Annotated in this window: 21 protein-coding genes and 1 pseudogene; 15 read left to right on the forward strand and 7 right to left on the reverse strand. The window is 42.1% G+C overall.

Annotated elements, in window-relative coordinates; all coding sequences use genetic code 11:
* Positions 1-3 precede the first annotated feature (3 nt).
* Positions 4-2,598, forward strand: coding sequence for a BamA/TamA family outer membrane protein (locus IRJ18_RS07445; RefSeq protein WP_228072619.1), 2,595 nt, complete (start codon positions 4-6; stop codon positions 2,596-2,598).
* Here the strand turns inward: IRJ18_RS07445 and IRJ18_RS07450 are convergent.
* From IRJ18_RS07450 to IRJ18_RS07460, 3 genes are all read right to left on the reverse strand, one after another.
* On the reverse strand, positions 2,571-4,952 hold the full coding sequence (locus IRJ18_RS07450; protein WP_194105563.1) for a GAF domain-containing protein: 2,382 nt from the start codon (positions 4,950-4,952) through the stop codon (positions 2,571-2,573). The two genes, IRJ18_RS07445 and IRJ18_RS07450, sit on opposite strands and share 28 nt — an antisense overlap.
* Before the next feature lie 174 nt (positions 4,953-5,126).
* Positions 5,127-5,576, reverse strand: a complete 450-nt coding sequence (locus IRJ18_RS07455; RefSeq protein WP_194105564.1) for a phosphatidylglycerophosphatase A family protein — start codon at positions 5,574-5,576, stop codon at positions 5,127-5,129.
* Positions 5,577-5,736: 160 nt separating this feature from the next.
* Positions 5,737-6,048 (reverse strand): hypothetical protein, encoded by a 312-nt coding sequence (locus tag IRJ18_RS07460; RefSeq protein ID WP_194105565.1) that lies wholly within the window; start codon positions 6,046-6,048, stop codon positions 5,737-5,739.
* A 174-nt stretch (positions 6,049-6,222) separates the two neighbouring features.
* Between IRJ18_RS07460 and IRJ18_RS07465 the strand changes: the two genes are divergently transcribed.
* On the forward strand, positions 6,223-6,975 hold the full coding sequence (locus IRJ18_RS07465) for a PI-PLC domain-containing protein (protein ID WP_194105566.1): 753 nt from the start codon (positions 6,223-6,225) through the stop codon (positions 6,973-6,975).
* A gap of 168 nt (positions 6,976-7,143) precedes the next feature.
* Positions 7,144-8,085, forward strand: a complete 942-nt coding sequence (locus IRJ18_RS07470; protein ID WP_194105567.1) for a PepSY-like domain-containing protein — start codon at positions 7,144-7,146, stop codon at positions 8,083-8,085.
* Between the two features lie 66 nt (positions 8,086-8,151).
* Here IRJ18_RS07470 and IRJ18_RS07475 read toward each other — a convergent pair whose 3' ends face one another.
* On the reverse strand, positions 8,152-9,048 hold the full coding sequence (locus tag IRJ18_RS07475) for a pirin family protein (RefSeq protein ID WP_194105568.1): 897 nt from the start codon (positions 9,046-9,048) through the stop codon (positions 8,152-8,154).
* 68 nt (positions 9,049-9,116) lie between these two features.
* Here IRJ18_RS07475 and IRJ18_RS21280 point away from each other — a divergent pair, with 68 nt between their 5' ends.
* Together IRJ18_RS21280 and IRJ18_RS07485 are read left to right on the forward strand one after the other, a co-directional pair.
* Positions 9,117-9,317: a YqaE/Pmp3 family membrane protein gene (locus IRJ18_RS21280; protein ID WP_194105569.1), complete on the forward strand. Its 201-nt coding sequence runs from the start codon at positions 9,117-9,119 to the stop codon at positions 9,315-9,317.
* Between the two features lie 26 nt (positions 9,318-9,343).
* Positions 9,344-10,105: a YdcF family protein gene (locus tag IRJ18_RS07485; RefSeq protein WP_194105570.1), complete on the forward strand. Its 762-nt coding sequence runs from the start codon at positions 9,344-9,346 to the stop codon at positions 10,103-10,105.
* 5 nt (positions 10,106-10,110) lie between these two features.
* Here the strand turns inward: IRJ18_RS07485 and IRJ18_RS21205 are convergent, their stop codons facing one another.
* Positions 10,111-11,448 carry a sensor histidine kinase gene (locus IRJ18_RS21205; RefSeq protein WP_194105571.1) on the reverse strand — a complete coding sequence of 446 codons (1,338 nt, stop codon included), beginning with the start codon at positions 11,446-11,448 and terminating at the stop codon, positions 10,111-10,113.
* 197 nt (positions 11,449-11,645) lie between these two features.
* Between IRJ18_RS21205 and clpB the strand changes: the two genes are divergently transcribed.
* The 8 genes and pseudogenes from clpB to rseP all read left to right on the forward strand — a co-directional run bounded on the left by clpB (position 11,646) and on the right by rseP (position 21,987).
* Positions 11,646-14,249 (forward strand): ATP-dependent chaperone ClpB, encoded by a 2,604-nt coding sequence (gene clpB / locus IRJ18_RS07495; RefSeq protein ID WP_194105572.1) that lies wholly within the window; start codon positions 11,646-11,648, stop codon positions 14,247-14,249.
* A gap of 342 nt (positions 14,250-14,591) precedes the next feature.
* Positions 14,592-14,684: pseudogene (locus IRJ18_RS21285) on the forward strand (hypothetical protein); the annotation flags it as partial.
* A gap of 308 nt (positions 14,685-14,992) precedes the next feature.
* On the forward strand, positions 14,993-15,946 hold the full coding sequence (locus IRJ18_RS07505) for a glycosyltransferase family 2 protein (RefSeq protein WP_194105574.1): 954 nt from the start codon (positions 14,993-14,995) through the stop codon (positions 15,944-15,946).
* Positions 15,947-16,057: 111 nt separating this feature from the next.
* Complete coding sequence (locus tag IRJ18_RS07510) at positions 16,058-17,026, forward strand: glycosyltransferase (RefSeq protein ID WP_194105575.1); 969 nt, start codon at positions 16,058-16,060, stop codon at positions 17,024-17,026.
* Between the two features lie 9 nt (positions 17,027-17,035).
* Positions 17,036-17,752 carry a glycerophosphoryl diester phosphodiesterase membrane domain-containing protein gene (locus IRJ18_RS07515; RefSeq protein ID WP_194105576.1) on the forward strand — a complete coding sequence of 239 codons (717 nt, stop codon included), beginning with the start codon at positions 17,036-17,038 and terminating at the stop codon, positions 17,750-17,752.
* A 6-nt stretch (positions 17,753-17,758) separates the two neighbouring features.
* Positions 17,759-19,252, forward strand: coding sequence for a GH3 auxin-responsive promoter family protein (locus IRJ18_RS07520; RefSeq protein ID WP_194105577.1), 1,494 nt, complete (start codon positions 17,759-17,761; stop codon positions 19,250-19,252).
* Positions 19,253-19,449: 197 nt separating this feature from the next.
* A complete protein-coding gene (locus IRJ18_RS07525) occupies positions 19,450-20,619 on the forward strand; it encodes a 1-deoxy-D-xylulose-5-phosphate reductoisomerase (protein WP_194106670.1) in 1,170 nt (389 codons plus the stop codon).
* A 21-nt stretch (positions 20,620-20,640) separates the two neighbouring features.
* The gene (gene rseP, locus IRJ18_RS07530) at positions 20,641-21,987 is read left to right on the forward strand and encodes an RIP metalloprotease RseP (protein WP_194105578.1); all 1,347 of its coding nucleotides are present in this window, start codon (positions 20,641-20,643) and stop codon (positions 21,985-21,987) included.
* Between the two features lie 88 nt (positions 21,988-22,075).
* On the opposite strand, the gene IRJ18_RS07535 is transcribed toward rseP, so the two are convergent.
* Positions 22,076-22,300, reverse strand: a complete 225-nt coding sequence (locus tag IRJ18_RS07535; RefSeq protein ID WP_194105579.1) for a hypothetical protein — start codon at positions 22,298-22,300, stop codon at positions 22,076-22,078.
* Positions 22,301-22,382: 82 nt separating this feature from the next.
* On the opposite strand from IRJ18_RS07535, the gene IRJ18_RS07540 reads away from it, so the two are divergent.
* Positions 22,383-22,883, forward strand: a complete 501-nt coding sequence (locus IRJ18_RS07540; protein WP_194105580.1) for a hypothetical protein — start codon at positions 22,383-22,385, stop codon at positions 22,881-22,883.
* A 143-nt stretch (positions 22,884-23,026) separates the two neighbouring features.
* Positions 23,027-25,636 (forward strand): DNA mismatch repair protein MutS, encoded by a 2,610-nt coding sequence (gene mutS / locus IRJ18_RS07545; RefSeq protein ID WP_194105581.1) that lies wholly within the window; start codon positions 23,027-23,029, stop codon positions 25,634-25,636.
* A gap of 61 nt (positions 25,637-25,697) precedes the next feature.
* Here the strand turns inward: mutS and IRJ18_RS07550 are convergent, their stop codons facing one another.
* On the reverse strand, positions 25,698-26,864 hold the full coding sequence (locus IRJ18_RS07550) for a DUF418 domain-containing protein (RefSeq protein WP_194105582.1): 1,167 nt from the start codon (positions 26,862-26,864) through the stop codon (positions 25,698-25,700).
* Positions 26,865-26,885: the final 21 nt, after the last annotated feature.

Consider the following 26,885-nt stretch of genomic DNA (forward strand, 5'->3'; position numbering starts at 1 on the left):
GCTATGATGGCTTTATGGAAAAGACTGGGCATTGCCAACATCATTATGACCTTGCTTTTATTATTAGCGACGGGGCTGGCATCTGCCCAGTCCGCGGTGAAAAACGACAGCATTACAGTTGCCATAGAACCTTTATTTAACACTGTAAGCCAAACCCACCGCGCTATTTTTGGCGAAAGCTACCGGAAATTATGGGCGGCCCCGGTTAAGTTAAGGGTGTTTCATTTATCGCAGGAAAATGGTGGGTTGAAGATTTTGCAAAAAGGCGGGGGCATGCAAACTAAATCTATACGTTTGCAGGATTCCAGTGGGCAGGAGTGGGTTTTGCGCACCATTCAAAAATACCCCGAACGGATATTGCCGCCAACTTTACGTAAAAGTGTGGCTGCCACTATCGTAGCCGACCAAATATCTGCCGAACACCCTTTTTCAGCTGTTGTTGTACCACCAATGGCCCAGGCACTGGGTGTACCGCATGCTCATCCCGAAATTGTTTATGTACCCGATGATCCGGCGTTTGGCAAGTATCAAAAAGATTTTGCCAACCAGGTATTTCTTTTTGAAGAGCGCGAACCCCTGGACGCCAGTAAAACCGATAATACCGATAAGGCACAGGGAAAGTTACAGGAAGATAATGATAACCGGGTCGATCAGAAAACTGTGCTTAAAGCCCGTTTACTGGATATGCTGCTGGGCGATTGGGACCGCCATAGCGACCAATGGCGCTGGCAGCGCAATAAGGACAACGAAGGCAATATAGTTTATGAACCCGTTCCACGCGATAGGGACCAGGTGTTTTATAGTACATCAGGGGTATTGCCGTGGTTAGTTTCGCGACACTTGCTGATGTCAAAATTCCAAAGCTATCAGGACCATATCCGTTCTATCAACCGCTGGAATTTAAATGCACGGTATTTTGACCGCTATTTTCTAAATAGTTTAGACCAGAAGCAGTGGGAAGAAACCATTACCGAAGTACAAAGCAAGCTTACCGATAAGGTGATCGGCGATGCCATGAGACAGATGCCCGACACTATTTACAAACTTTGCGGGGCTGATATCTCGCATAAATTGATCGTCCGCAGGAATACGATGAAGCAATGGGCTTTAAAATACTACCGTTTTATATCAAAAAGTGTAGATGTCCCGGGCACAAACAAACGCGAACATATTGATATTACTAACGGTACCGCAGGCCAGGTAACAGTAAAAATAAACAAGCTTAAAAAAGACGGCACACAAGACCAGGTGATCTATCAGCGCATATTTGATCCGGCTGTTACCAAAGAAGTTAGGTTGTATGGCATGGGGGGCGAAGATGTATTCGCGGTGCATGGCGATCATTCATCGCCTATAACTGTACGCATGGTGGGTGGGGATGATGAAGACACTTTTGCTATTGATAGCAACATCACTGGTAAAGGTAACAGGTATGTATACGACCGCTCGGATGAGAAAAATAAGTTACCTGATGTAAGCCAGGCGCGCTTGCGCACTGCCGCAGATACGTTGGTAAATAATTATAACAAAAAAAGTTTTGCTTATGATTTTTTGCAGCCATTGATGTTGGTAAGCTATAGCCGCGATTACGGGTTAGAGTTTATTGGCGATTTTATTTATCAGAAACAGGGTTTCCGAAAGGACCCTTATGCGTTCAGGCAAAGCCTGATGGTTAATTATGGTTTTGGGGCAAACGCGCTTTTGCTAAACTATAAAGGTAAGTTTAAACAGGTAGCCGGTAAAAGCGACCTGTTAATAAACGTGTTAAGCAAAGGCCCTAATTATACCAGCTATTTTTTTGGTGTAGGTAATAACAGCGCGTTTATTAATGAAGGTGAGCAAAAAAGCAGGTATTATCGTAATATTTATAATTACTTGAAAGCAGACATAAAGCTGGAGCATAACTATGATAATTGGCGGGTTAGTGCCGGTGTTGCCGGGCAGTATTATAATGGCGATGGCGGCGATAACCAGCACAAATATTTAAAAATATACGATACGCAGCACCCGGATGAAAAAGTGTTTGCAGGGCAGGGGTTTGCGGGTGTGGTAGCCGGGTTTACCCTGGATACCCGGAATAAAAGCGTTATCCCTCACAAAGGCATCTACTGGGATACTGATATAACGGGAATGAAAGGCCTTAACGGCAATGCGCATAGTTACGGGCAGATACAGTCGGAATTTAGCTTTTACCTTAACCCTGGCAACGATTCAACTTTTATTGTGGCGGATCGTATTGGCGCAGGCACAACGTTGGGTAATGCAGCCTTTTACCAGCAGCTAAAATTAGGAGGCAGCCAAAATTTGCGTGGCTATTATAGCTGGCGTTTCACGGGCAAAACTATGGTCTTTAATAACCTGGAGGTGCGTATGAAAATTGCTGACGTTACTTCTTATTTATTACCCGGCACATTGGGGTTGATAGGCTTTAACGATGTAGGAAGGGTATGGGCACCGGGCGAAACATCATCGCAACTACATATGGGTTATGGCGGCGGCTTGTTCTTTTTACCGGGTGAATTGTTCCTGGTACAATGTGTAATGGGGTTCTCAAAGGAAGGGGCTTATCCTTATATTTCAGCAGGTTTCAGGTTTTGATCTAACTGACGGTATAAGGTATGATAAGAGAAAGCCGGTAACACCGCAAGGTTATGTTTGTGCATTACACCTATCCGCAATGCCTTTAAGCCCGATACACCTTGAAGGTCTTCTACATCAAAATGTTCAATATGATCGGCCAGTATGCCGCGCGCTTGTAAGATATTGATATAATGGGTGTATTCCGCAGCTTCTTCAACTTTTGAATATACAATGGTGATTTTACCTTGCCTGGTAATGCGTTCTTCGGTACCCAGTATACAAGCCTTATCAATCCGTTTTTTAATTACTTCATAACGTACATTATAAGCGCCATCAATATCAAAGTGCTTTTCATCCATCCGGAAACGGATAGCAATTGGTGTACTGAAAACAAGGATAAGTGATGTTACATCTAAATGGAAAGGCAGTGCTTCTTTTAAATGGAAATGTTCTATCTCCATTTCAGCTGTTACCATTAATTGCCATAAACGCAGGCGTTTAAGATCGTTATGAGAAAATGCTTGTGTGGGGGCAATTGAAGCGCCGATGTACATGGTATGTTCTACGCCATCAGTTTTGAATCTTTCGAAATAATGCGGGAAATACTGCTGTATTTCGCTTTGTCTTTCGTCCAATATGCCGGTTAGTTTATCATTTATCAGCGATAGCGTTTTTTCGTAGCTGCGCCTGTTGTTATAAAATTCGCCGCCGTGCTGATCCACCTGTTCAAAGTAATTATTTATCAGTGCCTTCAGATGATCGTTTAAATGATTATCTGCTTTAAGCAATGGATACACATTGGCTTCAATATAACTTTGTATAGATTGTTCTGTATCCGCTTTAATATCACCCGACAGGTCATCTACAAAGTTCCTTATCTCAATCAAATGAGTTTCGACCGATTGATATTTGCCCAATTGTTCAAGTATCAATATCAATTGGTTAAGCTGAAGCAATAAATCAGTTTTAACACTCAGGTTGCGGGTAATAGAAGAGTCTTTAATATCAACCTGCCCATATAATGGGTAAACATCCTTAAACGCAATTTCTTTTAGGCTATAGGTTAAACCAGCCATGGTATGGTGAATGTAATTCTGCGCTTCGCGTTTAAATTTCCAATCAACACTGGGATGCAGGGTGGTGTAATTGTTTTGGATAACAGCTTGTATCTGGTTCTGTAGTTCGGATACTTTCCTGTCAATCGTATCCGTAATAAACGGCATCACAATTTCCAGCTTATGTGCATTAACGCTGTTAAACTCTCTGGGCCGCGGCGAAACCAGTTCAAGCACACCCAGTAACGCATCATTCTTTACTACCGGCGCCAAAATAAAGCTGCGGATATTCTGTTCTTTAAAACGCAGGCCCATGTCGCTGCCGGGTGTTTTAGCTATAAAATCGTCCACATCCGCTACGGCGAAATAATCGTGCTCTTTAATAAGTTTATCATACGGGTCGGCACATAAAAGCGTCCGGCAATCATCATCCTTGCCGTTGGGAAGCAGGTAGCTGTTAACGCGCTGGCCAAAAGGCTTACTGCTAAAACGCCACTCGTCGCGGTCAAACGATGTAAAACCTATTTTTAGGTCGGGTATTTTAAATATCGATTTAAAAATGCCTGCCAGGCTGTGCTGCAAATCGGGACCCGAGGCAATGCCCAATAAATTTGTTTTTAGGTTTGAAACGGCATTTTCTACAGTAACGTCAACCAAGGTCATTAAGGCAAAACCTTTTAATACCCATGCACCAATGGGAAAGGTTTTTTTCCATAGTTCCAGGTCATCGTAATTATCAACCAGCAGGTCGATATCGGATTTTGATAACGTCGGCGCACTTTCTGTAGGGATGATATCTATAAAATCGGCGTTGTATAATATCCGGTAATGCCTGATAATGCCATCAGCTGATGGAATATCATAAAAAAGCGGTTTTGTAAAATCCAGATTGGTGCCGTAAAACCTGTTCAATATTAAACAGCAGCTTGCTATATAAAATTGATGGTAATCAAAATCGCGGATATTAATATCAAAATCATCGCCGGCGTCTTTAAGTATTTGGCTAAACCTTTCCGAATAATTAAATATCAGGCTTAGATAGGGGATACTGACGGCTTTTATCTCGTTTTTAGTAAGTGCAGTTGGAAATAACTCCGCTAACAGTTTCGAAATTACTACGGCATTATCTTTTACCTGTTCAACTTTAGTAATACCATCACGTAATTCAGGGTGGGGTTCAATTTCTTTTAAAATTGCCTGCGCGTTTTTGCCAGGGTAGCCGGAATCGCTAACCGCAATCTCTTCATACCTTTCAATCAGTTTGTGGAATGAAAGTTTGATCTGAAAAGGATTATCTGAAAATTGGGGCAGGATCATAGTAATGCTAATACCTGCAAATTTAGTAAATTATTATCCGGTGTTTTTACTTACCTGGTGGTTTCTGACAAATGGATGAGCAGATTAGGTAATTGCAATGTAATTAACTGAATTACAGGGTTTGTACGTCATCATGATATAGGCAGGTATAATTCAGCTACCGCTTTCCAAATATTAGATGTGAAGGAACAATATTGCTATCTGTAAAACTATATTGCCGTAAATACCGGCCAAAATATCATCCATCATTACCCCGGTACCGCCGGGCAAGGCTTCCAACCGGCGTATAAACAAGGGTTTTACAATATCAAACAAACGAAATAGTACTAAGCCTGCCAGCAGCAGCCACCCATTATGCGGAATAAAAAGCATAGTAACCAACATGCCAGCTACTTCATCAATCACTACGCGGAAACTGTCCTTACCCCAAAAAGGTTCAACCTTGTTACCAACGTAAATACCTATTAGCGTTATAGCGAAGGTAATAAGGAGCAATATCCAGTCGTTTTTCCCCACTTGCGTAAGCCATAGCAGCCATATCAGGCCACAGGTAACGGCCGCAGCAATAGTGCCGCCTCCTTTTATATAACCAATGCCAAACCAACTGGCAATAAATTTACTCATGCGCTGTATATGGATTTTTTGGTAAAGATATAGGTTTGTATGATATCATGCGACTATGGGGATCCTTTAAATACATCTATGTGCATAGCTATATCAAGGTGTTTATAAAAACAAAAAGCCCGGCATAGCCGGGCAGTTGTTGTAAAATATTGTACCTGTATTATTTAACCACTTTGGTTTTGCTGGCAGCAGGTTTAGCTACGGGTGCTTTACGTGCTGCGACGGCGGGCTTAACGGCCGGTGTTACAGGGGCCGGGGCCGATTCAACCGATGTTGGTTTAAGCAATACAATTTCTTTAGCAATTTTTTTGGCCAGTTTCTGCGATCCTTTGTCAATTACTTTAGTTAGTTTTTTGGAAACCGGGCCAATTTTAGCAGTAAGCTCTTTAAGGTGTGCGACAATTCCTGCTTCAATATTTTTTCTGACAGTTTTGCGAGCCGTTTTAATTATTTCGGATTTGTGTTTTTTCATAGGGTTTGTTGCATTTGGCGCAAAGTTAGATAGTCGACGTGTTAATTCAATATTATCATTATGTTAAATGTATAGCCCGACTTAACATAGTGATATTTATATGGCTAAATAACAGTGTGTTGTAAAATTTGTTTTGCTTTTAGTATACTGTATTAAAAAGCTATAATTGTAACTATGAAATTTTTAAGATTGTCAGTAATTCTATTGGTTGCCGCTAAACTGTGTAGTGCCCAGCAAATAATCCCGGCCACACATTCGCATAACGATTATGAGCAAACTGTGCCCTTTTTTCATGCATACAATGCTGGCTTTAACGCTATAGAAGCCGACATTTTTATGGTGAATAGCACACTGCTGGTAGCGCATGATTATAAGCATTTGCAAGCGACCCGCACATTGAAAAAATTATATCTCGACCCCATAAAAGAAGCTTTGAAGAAAGATACCAGCCGACATTTAACTTTACTGATAGACTTAAAGCAGGATTACTGGTACCTGATGCCCGAACTGATACTGGAATTAAAGTCGGTGCGTAAATTTTGCGTAGGCCATAAACCAAATGGCAGGTTATTAATTCTTATCAGTGGTAACAGGCCGGCACCAAGCCTGTTTAATACCTATCCCGATTTTATTTTCTTTGATGAAGACCTGCGGCATACTTATAATGCCGAACAATTAAAGCGGGTAGGACAGATAAGCCTGCAATATTCCCTGTATTCGAAATGGAAGGGCGTAGGTACTATACCACCTGCACAAGAGCAAAGATTAAAGCACATTATAGATAGTGTGCACAGCATTGGCAAAACTATCCGTTTTTGGGATGCGCCTGATAACAAAGCCGGCTGGACACAATTAATGAAACTACATGCCGATGTAATTGGTACTGATAATATTGATGGATTGACCGCATTTTTAAAGCAGAACTGATCTCATTTTATCGTCCTTTACGGTAAACAAGTCACATAGGCTCCCGAACTTGAACCCAAACACGCCATTAATCCATTCATTTTGCCCATTCGCCGATACATTGCTGAGCTATAAAAGGTAACTCGTTAATTTCATCCTAAATAAATACCCCAACTTAAATTTAGAGACATGAAAAAATTAGTTAACATTTACCTCACCACTGCAGCAGTCGCGATATTTGCTTTCGCACTGACATCATGTAACAAAAGCAGTTCGCTTATTGATCCGGCTACCAAGGACGCATCGTCCGCATCGGTTGCTACAACAACAACGGGCGATATTTTGATAGCTGCATCTACTACCACAAGCGGAAGTTTAACTACATCTGCAACAAAAGATTCTGTATTCCTGATGCATGCCTGTGCCCCGGGGCTACATACTGATACGGTGGCATTAAGCGCTTTATCAACTACTATCACTACTTATTTAACTACAAACTATTCTGGCTATACATTCCAGAAAGCTTTTAAAATTATCAACCCGGCTGGTACAGTTATTGGCTACGTGGTTGCTATTAATTACAATGGCAAGCCGGTAGGCTTAAAATTTGATGCCAGCGGTGCTTTTATACAAGTGCTGGAACAACGCGAGCGTAACGATCACGACGGACCAGGATGGCATATGGGCGGCCGTTTTGATAACCGTAATGGTATGCACCCGGATACGATAGCCTTAAGCGCATTGCCAAGTGCTATTAAAAGCTATTTTACAGCTAATTATGCTACCGATACCTTGCTGCATGCCGTAGTAACAAAAGATACGACCTATATTGTATTTAGTGCCAATAAAGGTTTATTTGCTACATCATTCAATTCTAAACTGGTATTTCTTAAAAGGATACAGCTTTATCCGCGGCCAATTAAAACCCCGGTTTTACAGGCTAATTTGCCAGCAGCAATCAGCACTTACTTAACCACCACTTATGCCGGTTACGTATTTGATAAAGCTTTTGTAGAAAAGGTTAACGGCGTAGTATCTAAATATGTGGTGTTGATAGACGCCAGCGGGACGCGTTATGCCGTGCAATTTGATGCGACAGGCACATTTATAAAAAGTACAACAATAAAATAACTACCCGATCCTAATATATATGATTAAGCGTTGTCCCCCTGGTTGTACCAGGGGGGCTTTTTTATATTATGTACGCGCTTTTAAATGCAGGTTTTCTGGCGGCAGTGGTACAAAGTCGGTTTCACCGGGCACTGGTTCAAATTGTTGTGCTTGCCATTTTGCTTTAGCCAGTTCAATCCGCTGCTGGCTGGTGGCAACAAAGTTCCAGTAAATGAAACGTTCTTCGGGGAACGGTTCGCCGCCAAAAAAATAAACTGTTGTATGGGCATTCATAGTAAATTCACACAGTTTGCTATCATTGGCCACTAATAATTCTTTTGGTTGAAAAGTTGTACCATCGCTTTCAATACTACCTTCTAATATGTACAGGCCAACTTCGCCATATAAGTCGTTACCAAGTTTTATGGTTTGCCTGTTTTCGCTTTTCAATTGCAAAAAGTAAAGCGGACTATAAACCGGCACCGGCGATTTTTTGCCCGCAATTTCACCGGCCACCAAAGTGTAACTTACACCATCGTTTTCCCATGTGGGTAACTCATCTTCATTAGCATGGAAAAAGGAGGGGGCCATGTCCTCTAACTGTTTAGGTAATGCCACCCAAATTTGCAGTCCATGTAAAGTTTTTTCACTGTTACGCAGGTTATCTGGTGTACGTTCGCTATGTACAATACCTTTACCAGCAGTCATCCAGTTTACTTGTCCGGGTTTAATTTCTATGGCTGTGCCCAGGCTGTCTTTGTGCATAATATTACCCTCAAATAAATAAGTAAGGGTTGATAAGCCAATGTGCGGATGCGGTGGTATATCCAGGTTTTCACCCGCAGATAGCTTTGCCGGGCCCATATGGTCGATAAAAATAAAAGGGCCAACCATTCGCTTAGTTTGAAATGGCAGCAGGCGGCCAACCATAAAGTTACCGATGTTACGCGGGCGTTCTTCTATAATCAAATTAATGTTAGACATAGCTTGTATAATGATGTAGCGCAATATAATCAGCTATTTGTATATTAGCCTAAACAAGTAATACATTTATGCGCTATTTCCTTTGCTTTATATTCCCCCCAGCTGCGGTTTTAACCACAGGCAGATTATTTACGCTGCTATTAAATATTATTTTAACCATCTGTTTTTGGATACCGGGGGTTATACATGCCATTTTAATAACTCAAGATTATTATGCAGCCAAACGGCAAAGGCAACTGGTTAAGGTTATGAAACGTAACCATTACTAAACCGCCTTTACAATTAAATCTGGCTTATGTATTTCCTGCTCTCAAAAATCCTGTTGTTTCTAATTTTCCCTATTAACTGGATCATAGTTTTATTGGTAATAGCCATATTCACCAAAAGGCAAAAGCTTAGGAAATGGGCCACTATAGCGGGTATAGTTCTATTGGCCATATTTTCTAATACCTGGTTATGCAATTGGTTTGCCCATGCCTGGGAATGGCCCGCAACCAATCTGCCCGAAAATGCACATTACAGTTGTGCTATAGTTTTAGGTGGTTTTGTCTCACAGATCAATGATAAAGATGGGCGGTTTAATCATTCGTCAGACAGGTTTATTGAGGGTATACGGTTAGTCAGTACAGGCAAGGCATCGCATATATTAATCAGTGGTGGCAATGGCAATATAAACCCAGACCAATTTTCTGAAGGGGAGTGGACACGCAAACAGCTTAAGCAATTGCATTTTGGTGACAGCACTATCCTTATCGAAGGAAAATCGCGTAATACGTTGGAGAACGCTAAATACTCGGCCGCCTTATTAAAAAAAAGTGGCTTAAAACCACCGTACCTGCTAGTAACATCAGCCTATCACATGCGCAGGGCTATGCACATTTTCAAAAATGCCGGTGTTAATGTGGTGGCTTATCCTTGCGACTTTATATCAGGAGATGTTGGCTGGCCCCGTTTGGCCGATCTGATACCAAATTTTGAGGCGCTAACCTGGTGGAATACCACTATTAAGGAAGTATGGGGCTATGGAGTGAATTATTTTATGAAAACTAACGACTAATATCGTTACTCACCCTTGGCTAAAGGCAACCATATGCTAAAGGTCGAGCCCTTACCTTCTTCGCTTGCCACACTTATTTTGCCGCCATGTTTTTCTATAATTTGTTTAACAATACTTAACCCCAGGCCTGTAGATGTTTCACCTTTTAAACCGCTGCGGCCTGCTTTGGTGAAGCGTTCAAAAATATGTGGCAGCATGGCTGCTGGTATCCCTACACCATGATCCTGTATTTGCAGTAGGGCCATATGATGATCGTGCCCTAATATAATATCAAGATCATCCCGTTCTTTCGAGAATTTCAACGCGTTACTGATCAGATTGTCCAATACCCGGTTAAATTTTTCGGGGTTAATATGCACAAATACGTTTTTTTCGTGCTCCGTCAGTCTGATGTGATTGCGTACCTCGCTCATACTTTTCCAGGTAGCAATAGTATTTTTTACTAAAGCATTCAATTCTATTAGTTGTGTTTCAAATGGGCGGTCGTTCTCGTTTTTGGCTACCTCAAGTAAATCGCTTACAATAGAGCGTGCTTTAACGCATGACGTTTTGATCATACCCAGGTTATCTTGCAATTCCTCATCCGGGCTTTCCAGTTCCATAATCATAGCTATCGATTCTATGGCTGCTATAGGGTTACGCAAATCGTGCGCTACAATGCCTAATACATCATTTTTGAAATCGCTGGCTTTCTCTATCTCGATGTTTTTACGCTGGATCTCATTCAGATGCATAAAGTGGCTGGCCTTATACGAATATATATATCGTGTAATAAAGTAAAATCCGCATAATAACACCATAGAGGTAACCTGATTGTAAATTACTTCGGTAGGGTCGGTTTCACACCAAAACAAAATTACGGTAAACAACAGTTCGGTAAGGATAGTGAGCATAATAGTATCTTCATACTCAAACACACACATTACACTAACGGTTATTAATGCTACCAGGTACATAGTCAGGTTATCCTGAAGGTTATACATAGCAATAAAGCTGGCCAGGATACCGCTAAACATCAGGTAAACCGAAAATGTGATTACGAAAGCATTCATTAGTCCGGTCGGCTTATTTTTTTTACCAAACGCGGTTAATAGCTGTTTACTAATGAGATAAAATATGGGCGTAAGGATAATATAAGCCCAGTTGCTATAATTAAACTCGGGAAAGTTTGCAGCACGTGTTAAACTATTGGGTACCAGTGTGTAAAATAGCCGTAAAAAAACATTCAGGGCAAAAAATATAGCGCTGGCAACCTGCACCGCCTTCAGGTTTTGAAGTGTGTAATGCTTGCGAAAGGCGGCGCGGTTGTTCGCCGGGATGTTTTTAAAAAAGTAAATATTCACAAATGTGTGTGGTTTAGTATAGCAAAACTATAAATTTTTTGCCCTAAAGCGCACATAAACAAAACAATAGGAATTAATGACATATTTATGATAAGGGGTTTATGTAATGATTGACAAACTGTCTGATGCTTTTAATTCTGCCTGACTTTTTTTCATATAATGCTCATTGGCAGGAGGTTTGAACAACAATTAATACTATGAATTTTAACAACTTTACCATAAAAGCGCAGGAGGCTGTTCAAAAAGCTTCCGAGATTACTACAGGTAACCAGCAGCAGGCTATTGAGAATGCACACCTGTTGAAAGGTTTATTATTGGTTGATGAAAATGTGATCACCTACCTGTTAAAAAAATTAAACGTAAATATTAACCGGCTTAACGAGCAGCTCGATCAGCAGATCGCGTCATTCCCTAAAGTTAGCGGCAGCAACGTATATCTTTCATCAAACGCTAATAGTGCCTTGCAAAAAGCACAGGGCTACCTAAAAGAATTTAAAGATGAGTTTGTTTCGGTTGAACATGTTTTATTGGGCATTTTAGCTGTAAATGATAAGGCCGGCACATTGCTTAAAGACATGGGCGTAAGCGAGAAAGATCTTAAAAAGGCCATTGTAGGTTTACGCGGTGATAGCAAGGTGACCGATCAAAACGCTGAAGCGACTTATAACGCGCTGAATAAATACGCCCGTGATTTAAACGAATATGCCGAATCGGGTAAGCTTGACCCTGTTATTGGTCGCGACGACGAGATACGCCGGGTAATACAGATATTATCGCGCCGTACAAAGAACAACCCTATTTTAGTAGGAGAGCCGGGCGTAGGTAAAACCGCTATTGCAGAGGGTATTGCTTTCCGTATTATAAAAGGCGACGTGCCCGAGAACCTAAAAAGTAAAATAGTATACTCATTGGATATGGGTGCACTGATAGCTGGTGCCAAATACAAAGGCGAGTTTGAAGAACGGTTAAAAGCAGTAATAAAAGAAGTTACCCAATCCGATGGCGAGATCATCCTGTTTATTGACGAGATACACACCTTAGTAGGCGCCGGTGGCGGTGAAGGGGCTATGGACGCTGCCAATATATTGAAACCCGCTTTAGCCCGCGGCGAACTGAGGGCTATTGGTGCCACTACGCTAAACGAGTATCAAAAGTATTTAGAGAAAGACAAAGCGCTGGAACGCCGTTTCCAGATGGTGCTGGTTGATGAACCAGATACGGCTGATGCGATCTCTATTTTACGTGGCTTGAAAGAACGTTATGAAACCCACCACAAGGTGCATATTAAAGATGAGGCCATAATAGCCGCGGTTGAAATGTCGCAGCGGTATATATCTGACCGTTTCCTACCGGATAAAGCGATTGACCTGATGGATGAAGCTGCATCCAAATTGCGTATGGAAATGGATTCGGTGCCGGAGGCCGTTGATGAAATGGAGCGCCGTATAATGCAACTGGAGATTGAGCGTGAAGCTATCAAGCGTGAAAAAGATACTGCACGGGTGAAAGAGCTGAGCGAGGAAATAGCCAATTTATCAGCCGAACGTGATTCACTGCGTGCTAAATGGCAAAGTGAAAAGGATTTGGTTGATAGCATAAACCTGAAAGTGGAGCAAGTGGAAAACATGAAACTTGAAGCCGAACAGGCGGAGCGCGCCGGTGATTATGCTAAGGTAGCCGAATTACGTTATGGCCGCATCCGCGAGGTTCAGGAGGAAGTTGAGAAGCTGAAAGCTGCCTTGCTTGAAAATCAACAGGATAGCCGTATGCTGAAAGAGGAGGTTACTGCCGAAGATATTGCCGGTGTTGTATCGCGATGGACAGGGATACCAGTAAGTAAAATGATACAAAGCGAACGCGAAAAACTGCTGAACCTGGAAGATGAACTGCACAAACGCGTGGCGGGCCAGGAAGAAGCAATAGAAGCTATTAGCGATGCCATACGTCGCAGCCGTGCCGGTTTGCAGGACAAAAAGAAACCTATCGGATCTTTTATATTCCTCGGTACTACCGGTGTTGGTAAAACAGAGCTGGCTAAAGCCCTTGCCGAATATCTTTTTAATGATGAAAATGCGCTGGTACGTATAGATATGTCGGAGTACCAGGAACGCCACGCGGTGTCAAGGCTGATCGGTGCGCCTCCGGGCTATGTGGGTTATGATGAAGGCGGACAATTAACTGAGGCCGTTAGGCGCAAGCCCTATAGCGTAGTACTGTTGGATGAAATTGAAAAAGCGCACCCGGATGTATTTAATATATTATTACAGGTATTGGATGATGGCCGCCTTACTGATAATAAAGGCCGCGTGGTGAACTTTAAGAATACCATTATCATCATGACATCTAATATTGGTTCAAACATTATCCAGGAGAATTTTACCAATTTCGATGATCAGGATAAAGAACAGGTATTGGCCAAAACTAAGAACCAGTTGTTTGAACTGCTGCGTACCACCATCAGGCCTGAGTTTTTAAACCGGATAGATGAAGTGATCATGTTCACTCCGTTAAGTCGCGATGAAATAGGGGATATTGTGAAACTTCAATTCAGGCATGTGCAACAAACTCTTGCTGAAATGGGGGTTACTATAGAAGCCTCGGATGAAGCGCTGGATTGGCTTGCACAGTTAGGTTATGATCCGCAATTTGGCGCCCGCCCGCTAAAACGTGTAATACAAAAGAAAATATTGAATGAATTATCTAAGCAAATTTTAGCTGGTAAAATTGATAAGGATGCGAAAATTAAATTGGATATGTTCGATCAGCAGTTTGTATTTTTAAATGATGATAGCGGAAAATAATAAGTGTCAGATTGACCATTAATTAATAATTAATTAATAACTATAAAAGGGGGCCGAAAGCCCCCTTTTATAGTTATTAAATTACTGTAACTGAAATGCTTGATATTATTAACTTATAAACATAATAGTCCCATATGTTCAAAAATAAATTTTCAAACATTAAAAATAAGTTATAATATTGTACCCCGATATCCTTAAGTTATCACAGTGAAAAATATAATATTTCTATTTATCATTTTTGGGTTTCTTATTACGTCCGCTTGTACAAAAGGTGGGGCACAGGTAGTCCTGCAGGGTATTTCCTTCACCCCTGATACTATAACCGTATCAGTTAACTGTTCAATGCAACTGACACCTGTATTTACTCCTTCTGTTTTCAGTTCAATCCCTGTAGAATGGTCTTCAACTGATAATTCTGTTGTTTCTGTTTCTTCAAATGGTGTTTTAACTACAAATTTGACCAAGGGCCAAGCCTGGATAAAAATCAAGGATAAATACAGCGCCACCACCGGCAAGTGCCTTGTGATAGTTCAGTAATCCGCCTTTTCTTTTCATTGCTTTCACCTTTATTGTTTAGTGTTTCTGCTTTTTACGAAAGCTGTTTTCAAAAGGTTTCTTTTTTTTTTGATTTTTTTTGATTTTTTCATCAGTATACAACCTGATGCAATCTGACAGCTTTTTTATATTTTTGCGCAAAGGACAGGCTGACAATAATTGTCTAACCGTCCCGTTTTTCCTTATCAATGGATATATCAGTTGTAGTACCCTTATATGATGAAGTAGAATCGTTACCCGAATTGGTATCATGGATAGCCAGGGTAATGAGCGAAAATCAATTCACTTACGAAGTAATTTTGGTTGATGACGGCAGTTCCGACGGTAGCTGGGATATGATAGTTAAACTGAAAGAGCAATTCACCTTCATTAAAGGTATCAAATTCAGGCGCAACTATGGTAAGTCGGCCGCGCTGAATGTCGGTTTTGAGGCGGCAAAGGGAAATGTTATTATTACTATGGACGCCGATTTGCAGGATAGCCCCGATGAAATCCCCGGCCTTTACCGACGCATTATTGAGGAGAAATACGACCTGGTATCCGGCTGGAAAGCCAAGCGTTATGATCCGCTGAGCAAAACTATCCCTACCAAATTATTTAATGCGGCTACGCGCCGTATGTCGGGCATCCCTAACCTACACGATTTTAATTGCGGGTTAAAAGCATACCGCAACGCCGTAGTTAAGAATATCGAAGTATATGGCGAAATGCACCGCTACATACCCGTATTGGCCAAATGGGCTGGTTTTACAAAAATAGGCGAGCAGGTGGTTGAACACCGGGCCCGTAAATACGGCAAAACCAAGTTTGGCATGGCCCGCTTTATCAATGGCTTTTTAGATCTGCTCTCTATATTCTTTGTTGGTAAATTTGGAAAACGCCCCATGCACTTTTTTGGCTCGATGGGCGTTTTAAGTTTTTTGCTTGGCTTTGCAAGTATAGTATGGGTTATTGGTGAAAAGCTTTACGCTATTGCCCAGCATATACGTTACGACCGCGATGTGACACAAAAACCGCTGTTTTATATAGGGCTTGTTGCTGTGATAGTTGGTTTCCAATTATTTTTAACAGGCTTTGTGGCCGAACTGGTGGCCCGCAGCGCAAGTGAGCGCAATAAATATCAAATTGAGGAAACGGTATAAATGTAAATTTCAAATGTGCAGATGTGCAATTGATATATACATTAATCGTTAACATTTAAAAATTAAATAAATCTGCATATCTGCATACCCGCACATTTGCACATCCAATATATGTTTTTCTCTATCATAATTCCTTTATACAACCGTCCGCAGGAGATAAAAGAACTGCTGTATACTCTCACTAAACAAACCTATACCCGGTTTGAGGTGCTGGTAATAGAAGATGGTTCGGTTAATGATGCCAGGGAAATAGTGGAAAGCTATGCTGATAAGCTGGATATTAAATACTTTGTAAAGCCCAACTCGGGCCAGGGCTTTAGCCGTAATTATGGTTTTGAGCGCGCCATGGGCGATTATTTCGTCGTGTTTGATTCCGACTGCCTGATACCGCCCGATTATTTGGAGATAGTGGCCGAAAGCCTTGCGGCAAACTATCTTGATGCGTATGGCGGCCCCGATGACGCGCACGCCTCGTTTACACCCATACAAAAGGCCATTAGTTATTCCATGACGTCGCCATTTACTACCGGAGGTATCAGGGGGAATAAAAAGGGGATAGGGCAGTTTCATCCGCGCAGTTTCAACATGGGTATTTCGCGCCGGGTGTGGGAAACAGCCGGTGGTTTTGTCATTACCCGCCTGGGCGAAGATATTGAATACAGTATCCGTATCCACAGCCTTGGTTTTAAAATTGGGCTGATCCCCGAGGCTAAAGTATACCATAAGCGCCGTACAAGTTTTGCACAATTTTACAAGCAACTGCACTTTTTTGGGCGTGCACGTATTAACGTATACAAGTTTTTCCCTGCAGAACTGAAGGCCGTACATTTTTTTCCCGCTGTGTTCACGCTGGGTTTACTGTTTACGGTCATTGCCAACCTGTTTCATTGGCCCATTGCCTTATTGGCCAATATGTTTGTATTATTATTCTTTTTGTTGATATTTTTTCATTCGTTGATTAAAAACAAATCGTTAAAAGTTGCATTTTTGAGCATTATTGCTGCGTTTATCCAGCTTACTGCTTATGGTTTAGGCTTTATGCAGGATTACTGGAAGCGGGTAATATTAAAAAAACAATAAATAGGCTATATGTACCACCCGTTCTCCGTTGCAGAAACCATAAAAGCTGCATGGAATATTGTAAAAAAGAATTTCGTTACAATAATTATTTATTCTGCCCTGGCGGTAGTGGCGCTTGTTGTTATACAATTAATTAATTTCATATTCAGGTCTTCGGCAGATTATGCCATACAGGTTATTTTGTTTTTCCTGCTTATGATTATGCAGGGCTATACCACGCTTGGATTATACAAACTGATATTTACACTTATTGATAGCGAATTTTACGAGTTTGAGTTTTCGCAAATAGTGCCGAGTATGCGCATGGTATTAAGCTATATTACTATCAGCTTAATATTTGCTTTTATTGTTACAACATTCAACTTTTTTATCATAGACACCTGGCTGGTTAATTATCCTGCCACCCAAACTATTGTTAAATTTTTTGGTGTGCTAATTTTAATGTACCTGGCATTGCGTTATATGTTTTGTGTATGTTTTATTGTAGATGATGACTCAGGCCCGTTTGAATCGCTACGACAAAGCTTTGCCATAACCAAAGGGAACCTTGCCAAAATTATCCTGATATTGCTGATCAGTATAGCGCTGATAGCCCTGGGTGTAATTGCTTTATTTATAGGTATTATTATTACTTATCCGTTAGTAAACATTATTTTGGTGGTTACCTACCGCAAATTGGTTTATAGCCATATGGATGTAGATGATGACATTGCCGAAACCAATTAATAGCGCATGGGTTTTAAATCTGTTTTAAGTAGGGTATTCGCGGCGGTTGTAAACAGAAAACTAAATTATCTCCGTAAAAACGCGGTAGCGTTACAGCAACAAGTTTTTCTCCAATTAATTGAACAAGCCAAAGCGACTGCTTTTGGGAAAGATCATCATTTCGATCAAATTAAAAGCTACACTGATTTCAAAAAGCAAGTCCCCATACGTGATTATGAAGACCTGCGCCCCTATATCGATCGTGTGGTGAACGGCGAACCCGATGTGCTTTGGCCCGACAAGCCAGCTTATCTGGCTAAAACATCAGGCACAACATCCGGGGTAAAATATATTCCCATTTCTAAAGAAAGCATGCCCGAGCATATTACCGCAGCGCGTAACGCATTGCTTAATTATATCCACGAAACCGGTAACGCCGATTTTGTAGACGGCAAATTGATCTTTCTACAGGGTAGTCCTGTTTTGTCTGAGAAAGCTGGTATATCAACCGGACGCTTATCGGGCATTGTAGCGCACCATGTGCCCGCGTATCTGCAAAAGAGCCGCCTGCCCAGCTACGAAACTAACTGTATTGAAGACTGGGAGCAAAAGGTAGATGCCATTGTTGATGAAACCATTTCGCAGGATATGCGCCTTATTAGCGGCATACCGCCATGGTGCCAAATGTATTTCGACAGGTTATCCGCCAAAGTTGGTGATAAAAAAATAAAAGACATTTTCCCCAATTTTAAGCTATTTGTATACGGCGGTGTGAATTACGAACCTTATCGCGCCCGCATTGAAGAGAGCATTGGCTTCGCCATTGATTCTATTGAAACTTACCCGGCATCCGAAGGTTTTATCGCTTTCCAGGATTCACAAAAAGATAAAAGTCTGCTGCTGTTATGCAATGCGGGGATGTTCTACGAGTTTATCCCGGCTGAAGAATATTTCGATGAAAACCCAACGCGTTTAAGTTTAGCCGAAGTGGAATTGAACAAAAATTACGCGTTGATATTAAATACCAACGCGGGTTTATGGGGATACAGCCTGGGCGATACCATTAAATTTGTTTCTAAAGACCCATATCGCATATTAGTTACCGGTCGGATAAAACATTATATATCAGCTTTTGGCGAGCACGTAATAGGCGAAGAGGTGGAGCATGCGCTGATGAGCGTAGCCAAAGCCGAAGGGGTAGATGTGGTCGAATTCACGGTAGCGCCACAGGTAAATCCGCCAGCAGGGCAACTACCTTATCACGAGTGGTTTATAGAGTTTGGCACCGATCCTGCAGACTTGCAAACCTTCGCGCAAAAAGTGGACAAAGCCCTGCAACAAAAAAATATTTACTATTTTGACCTGATTGAGGGTAACATTTTGCAGCCATTGGTTATCAAAAGCTTAAAAAAGGATACCTTTATAAATTATATGCGCGCGCAGGGGAAGCTCGGCGGGCAAAATAAAGTCCCAAGGTTATCAAATGATAGGAAGATAGCGGAGGGGTTGGAAAATTGTTAATTAAACAAGGTTTGTCATTGCGAGCGATAGCGTGGCAATCTCATAGTAATAACACCATGTCATTTCGATGGAGCATGGGCAGGAAGGAGCGGAGCGCGAAAGAGAAATCTTATACACGAAAACTGATTATCTTAGAAGATTTCTCCCTCCGGTTCGAAATGACAGTGTAGACAAAGATAAAGAACAATAAAGAATTGATTAAAAATATAGCAGTTTTAGGCTCTACAGGCAGTATTGGAACGCAGACATTAGAGGTAATTCAGGATAACCCTGACCGCTTCCATGCTTATGTGCTTACGGCCCAAACCAATGCCGATTTGTTAATAGCGCAGTCGCTTAAGTTTAAACCGGCGTACGCTATTATTTGCGACGAGCAGAAATATCCTCTGGTAAAGCAGGCTTTGGCGCATACCGCCGTTAAGGTATTATGCGGGCATCAGGCTATTTGCGAAGTAGTGACCGAAAAGCATATTGATATGGTGCTAACCGCCATGGTTGGGTTTGCGGGGTTGGAACCAACCATCGCTGCCATAAAGGCTGGTAAAGATATTGCCCTGGCTAATAAAGAAACACTGGTGGTTGCCGGGGAATTAGTTACCCAACTGGCCAAACAGCATAATGTTAAAATACTCCCGGTTGATTCCGAGCACTCGGCAATTTTTCAATGCCTGGCAGGCGAGGAGCATAACCCGATAGAAAAAATTATCCTCACCGCATCGGGCGGGCCATTCCGTGGCAAAGGTTTGGATTACCTTTCAACCGTTACGCGCGAAGCCGCACTGAAACACCCTAATTGGGTGATGGGCGCCAAGATCACTATCGATTCAGCATCGCTGATGAACAAGGGCTTAGAGGTGATAGAAGCCAAATGGTTGTTCAACTTAAATGTTAATAAAATTGAGGTAATAGTTCATCCACAGTCGATTATACATTCGATGGTGCAGTTTATCGACGGCTCTATAAAAGCCCAGATGGGTTTGCCGGATATGAAGTTGCCTATCCAATACGCGCTTACTTATCCGCATCGCGTAAGGAATGATTTTAAACGTTTTAGCTTTACCGATCACCCAACCCTAAGCTTTGAAAAGCCTGATAAGCAAAGTTTTCGTAACCTTGCATTAGCGTTTGAAGCGTTGGAGAAAGGCGGGAACATGCCCTGCATTATTAACGCCGCCAACGAAATTGCCGTGGCCGGATTTTTGAAGGATGAAGTGGGTTTCCTTGCGATGAGCGATATAATTGAACAATGTATGACAGGCATAACATTTGTGCAAAACCCATCGTTAGATGATTATTTGAATACTGACAAAGAAACACGCATATTAGCGCAAAATTTAATAAAGCACAATGCCGCTATAAAGGCATAACAATTTGAATATAAATAGAGAATGAGTATAGTGATTATGGTGGGCCAGTTACTGCTGGGCCTTTCAATTTTAGTGATCCTGCACGAGGCCGGACACTTTTTAGCAGCAAGGGCATTCGGGATTAAAGTAGAGAAGTTTTACCTGTTTTTTGATGCCTGGAACTTTAGCCTTGTTAAATTTAACTATAAAGGCGTAGAATATGGCATCGGCTGGCTGCCTTTGGGTGGTTACGTTAAAATTGCCGGTATGATAGATGAATCTATGGATACCGAGCAGTTAGCCGGTCCGCCGCAGCCCTGGGAATTCCGTTCAAAACCGGCCTGGCAGCGCCTTATTGTAATGCTGGGTGGGATTATAGTTAACATTATCCTGGGTATCTTCATCTTCTGGATGCTTACCTTACGTTACGGCGAAACCTTTGTACCCAATGATAATGTAAAATACGGCATCGTTCCGGGTAAAATAGGTACACATATTGGCCTTAAAGCCGGTGATAAGATCACAGCCGTTAATGGTAAACCAATAAAGCACTTTGAAGAACTTATTAGCAGCAAGGTGTTGTTGGGCAACACCCAGCTCACCGTATTGCGCGATGGTAAAGAGCAACTAATAACGGTGCCGGGTAACATCCTTAATGATGTTTCTGATTACGGGATAGGCGAATTTGTTACCCCGCGGACAAAATACTTTGTTGATTCTGTGAAAGCTGGCAGCTATGCCGCGCAGGCAGGCTTTAAGCATGGCGATAGCATTCTTGCCGTTAATAATGCCCCCGCAGTATTTGCTGATCAATTATACGATCAGTTGAATAAGCATAAAAATAGTACGGTTAGCTTTAAGATAAAACGTAATGCCGATACACTCACCTTACCAAAAGTATCTGTAAATAAAAACGGCACTTTGGGCTTTGCTGATGGCAAACCTGGGGTAGTATTGCGCCGGGAGAGCCTAAAAGAAGTTACTGAAAACTACAGCTTTACAACTGCACTGCCGGTAGGTGCATCGCGTGCCTGGGGTATGTTTAGCGATAATGCTAAAGGCTTAGGTAAAGTTTTTAAAGGCGAAGTGAAATTTAATAAAGCCGTGAGTGGCCCGGTAGCTATGGCTAAAATGTTTGGCAGCAATGTGGACTGGGTTAAATTTTGGAGCCTGGTAGGCTTGTTAAGTATGGCATTGGCCTTAATGAATTTATTACCAATACCTGCTTTAGATGGCGGCCACGCCGTTTTCCTGATCATTGAAATGATAAAAGGAAAACCCCTAAGCGATAAGTTCCTGGAGCGTGCACAACTGGTTGGTTTCGTTATCCTAATATCACTGATGGTATTTGTTTTTGGTAATGATATTACAAAGTTGTTTAAGAAATAATTAGAGATTAGTTAATTAGTCTTAGCTATAACCAATAAAAGCCGCATTTAAGTGGCTTTTATTGGTTTATACGGTATCGTTTCACACATCAATCCAAAATAATATACCATTGCTTTTCATCATTCAAAGCATAGGTAAGCCCGTCACTCATCTCATAAACCTCGCAGCTGTGTTTGGGGTTAAAATAAGTTTTAGTGATATGAATACGCGTACCGCCGTTCTCGCGGCGCAGGTAACTTAACAGATCGTACAGGGTGGGCTTAACCTCGTTAAGCTTTTCACTGTCACCCTCTTTTACAAATGCCGAACTCATAATAGTTAAACAAATGGCGCGACGAATGTTTGGTGCATATGTACACCTGCAAACCATCTGCTGCTAAAAACGTTGTATCTACATGAAAAACATTGCAGTATCACTCGTTGCCTTATTAGCCATTGCCGCCTGTACTTCCCCGGCATCCAAAAATAAAGATGCCGCTATTAAGAATGCACTGGTTAAGTCGCAAAGCGCGGGTGATACCAGTCATCAAGCCGCCATCACTTCCTTGTGTTTCGTGCACCTGGAAGGGACTAACCAGCAGGATAGTACTACTGTTGAATTGAGCATAAAAGGTAACGCCGTAACAGGCGAAATGCATTGGATACCCTATGGAAAAGATGCGCGCAAAGGTATATTGAACGGCACACGAAACGGCGATACTATCCGCGCAATGTGGACTTTCAAGCAAGAGGGGATGACCGACACTATGGCTGTTAACTTTAAATTGAAAGCTAATCAACTATCGCAAAAGCCATTGAGGGTAAATACCACAACCGGTCGCCAGCAAACCGATGAGGCCGCAGGGTATTCGGTGGAATATCAACCCTATGGCGGTCGTCGACCGGATAAAATATAACGGTAACGACACACCGACATAAAGCTTCGGACTTCCGGACTTTCCGTCTTTCGGACTTATTTCCACACTTTGGCAACTTTTCCACAATTCCTTTAAACCATCGGCAATCCATTAACTTTACGGGTTAAATAAAAGGAGCACGTTTGGCTAAGAGCGATACCAAGGAAACGCCGTTAATGCAGCAGTATAACCAGATAAAGGTGAAGTACCCCGGTGCTTTACTGCTGTTCCGCGTAGGCGATTTTTACGAGACTTTTGGCGAAGATGCCATCAAGGCATCGGGCATATTAGGTATTGTGCTTACCCGCAGGGCCAATGGTTCGGCTGCCTATATCGAACTGGCAGGCTTCCCGCACCACTCGCTGGAAACTTATTTACCTAAACTGGTGCGCGCTGGTCAAAGGGTGGCTATTTGCGATCAACTGGAAGATCCTAAAACTACCAAGACCATTGTAAAGCGTGGGGTCACCGAATTGGTTACACCAGGTGTGGCCATCAGCGATAATATCCTTCAGCAGAAAACCAATAACTACCTGGCTTCACTTTATTTTGAAAAGAATAGTATCGGTGTAGCCTTTATCGATATCTCCACCGGTGAATTCCTAACGGCGCAGGGGAACAGCGATTATATAGATAAATTGTTGCAGGGCTTTACCCCAAGCGAGGTAATCTACCCTAAAAGCCGCCATAAGGATTTTAAAGAACTTTATGGTGACCGGTTCTACACCTACATGCTGGATGATTGGCCTTATAGCGGCGACTATGCTCAGGAGTGTATGTTAAAACATTTCGAGGTAAAATCGTTAAAAGGTTTCGGTATAGATAAGTTGAACCTCGGTATTGTGGCTGCCGGCGTGGCACTGCACTATTTAAACGAGACCGAACACCGTAACCTGCAGCATATTTCATCCATCAGCAGGATAGAAGAAGACCGTTATCTGTGGATGGACAGGTTCAGTATCCGCAACTTGGAGCTGATAGGCTCGGCTAACGAGAACGCCATGACGCTGGTTGATGTGCTCGACCATACCTGTTCGCCAATGGGGGCCAGGCTGCTGCGCCGCTGGATAGTAATGCCACTGAAGGAGATAAAGCCTATTAATGACCGATTGGGTGTTGTGGAGCATTTTATTGCCAATGATGAATTGCGCGAAGAGTTACAGCAACATATCCGTCAGATTGGTGATTTGGAAAGGCTGATATCTAAAATTGGCTTACAGCGCGCCAACCCACGCGAGGTTTGTCAGTTAAAAAAAGCGTTAAAAGCCATTGAAGCAATTAAATCGATTACTGAGGCTGAAGAAAGCGCCCCTTTGCAGGCCATTGGTAGCCAACTGAACCCATGCAAACCTATCAGTGACAGGATAGGGCAGGAATTACACCCTGAACCGCCGGTAATGCTGGTAAAAGGCGGCGTAATTGCCGAAGGGATCAACGAAGAACTTGACCGGTTACGTAAGATCGCATTCGGCGGTAAAGGCTACCTGCTGGAGATACAAAAACGCGAGGCTGAGTCGACAGGTATACCATCGCTTAAAGTGGCGTTTAACAATGTTTTTGGCTATTACCTGGAAGTAACACACAGTCACCGCGATAAAGTACCCGCCGAATGGATTCGTAAACAAACACTGGTTAACGCCGAACGTTATATCACCCCTGAGCTTAAGGAATACGAAGACCAGATACTTGGTGCCGAAGAAAAAATACTGGCACTGGAAACCAAACTGTACAACGACCTGCTGTATTCGCTGGCTGAATATATTAAGCCGATACAACTGAATGCCAACCTGATAGCCCGTTTAGATGTACTGCTGAACTTCGCGCATATCTCTATTAAAAATTATTACGTAAAGCCCCATATCAATGATAGTAAAATCATCGATATTAAAGGTGGGCGGCACCCGGTGATAGAAAAGAACTTACCTTTAGGAGAATCGTACATCACCAACGACGTGTTCCTGGATTCAGATAGTCAGCAGATTATTATTATCACGGGCCCCAACATGGCGGGTAAATCGGCGCTACTAAGGCAAACCGGCCTGATAGTACTGATGGCCCAGATGGGCTGCTTTGTGCCCGCTAAAGAAGCCGGAATAGGCCTGGTTGACAAGATATTCACAAGGGTAGGTGCATCGGATAACTTATCTTCAGGTGAATCGACTTTTATGGTGGAAATGAACGAGACGGCAAGTATCCTAAATAATCTATCCGACAGAAGCTTGATATTGCTGGATGAGATTGGCAGGGGAACATCAACCTATGATGGTATTTCCATTGCCTGGGCCATTGCCGAATATTTGCACAGCCATCCTAACTATAAAGCAAAAACACTGTTTGCCACACATTATCATGAATTGAACGAATTGAGCAATAGCTTTAACCGCATTAAAAATTACAACGTAACAGTTAAAGAAGTAGGCCATCAGATCATCTTCCTGCGCAAGCTTGTTCCCGGCGGCAGCGAACATAGTTTCGGTATCCACGTAGCTAAGCTGGCTGGTATGCCGGGCAAAGTACTTAGTCGTGCCAACGAGATATTGAAAAAGCTGGAAAACGAACGCACCGGCGGCGAAAGTATTAAAGAGAGTATGAAAAAAGTGCAGAAGCAGGCCCTACAATTACAAATGTTCTCGATAGACGACCCCATACTGGTGAAGATACGTGATACATTGAATAACCTTGATGTAAACACACTTACCCCTGTGGAAGCCATGATGAAGCTCGACGAGATACAGCGGATGATAAAGAGTTAATAGGCTAAAAGCAAAAAGACTAAAGCAGAAAGGTTTTCCGCTCATGCTCGCTTTAATGCTTTTAGCTTTTCCTAAGCGGTAACCGCTTATTGTAACTCAATTGACGCCATATCCACTCTACAATACCATAATTGTAGCGCGATAACCACCACTTACTGAAATAGACCTGTATAATGTAAATACCCAAAGGGAAAGCCAAATAAAACCAATAAGGCATAGTATTACCCAGATTAAGTCCGACACCGCCAAATACAAAAAATAGAATGATATTTTGAACCATATAATTGGTCAGTGTCATTTTGCCGATGTTTTCCAAACTCCTGAAGAACGCTTTTAATTTACCGTTAATATATAGCCAACCCAGCGCTGAAACAGTAAACAGCATCATAATCAAAATAGCGGGGTAGCGCAAATTAATGTATCGATAATAAGTCCACTTAAGTTTTTGACCAGTTATGAAGAAGACTGTTAAAAGAATGGTTAATACAAGTGTGTACCAAAACACTCGTTTTAAATATTTTTTGTGTCCGGCCAGGTTCTCGAAAAAGTTTATCCTTTGCGCCGAGTACCCTAACAGGAAACATAGCAGCATAGTTAAGTGCACCGTTATGGCATAAGCGGGCATTTTAACTTCCCTCTCGTAAGTGCCCACCAGGTTAAACTTAAAATTATCGATAATGTTATGACTATGATATAATGGTAGCAGTTTGTTAAACCGTTCTTCGCCGTTATAGGGCATTTTGTTAACTAAAGGAGCAATGGCCGGCAAAGCCAAAAACAGAACTATGCATAATATAAAAGCGGGCTTTGGCTTCATTTTGTAAAAGAACAGCAGGATCAGTCCCATAAGGGCATAGTCCTTTAAAATGTCGCCCCACCAAAACATACAGTTAACAAAAGCTATCACAAACAGCCAGAACATGCGGATGGTAAAAAACTTTACCGGGTTAATACCTTTGTTGGCTACATTCCTTATCAGCACGGCAAAGCCATAACCAAACAACAGACTCAGCATAGTCCATGATTTGGCCGCGAACAGAAAGCTCCCTGAATACTGCAAAATATTGGTTAGCATATCAGGATTATATTTCGGATCATACGGGCGGCCTATCCAAAATATATCACTGTAGTTCATTAGCACTACGCCTAACAGGGCCCAACCGCGCAGCATATCAATAATAGCGATGCGTTTTGACGGGGCAATAGGTTGTATTTGTTCCGCAGTCATTAAATAAAGGTTAAATTGTGA

This window comes from Mucilaginibacter boryungensis (assembly GCF_015221995.1).
GTDB lineage: Bacteria > Bacteroidota > Bacteroidia > Sphingobacteriales > Sphingobacteriaceae > Mucilaginibacter > Mucilaginibacter boryungensis.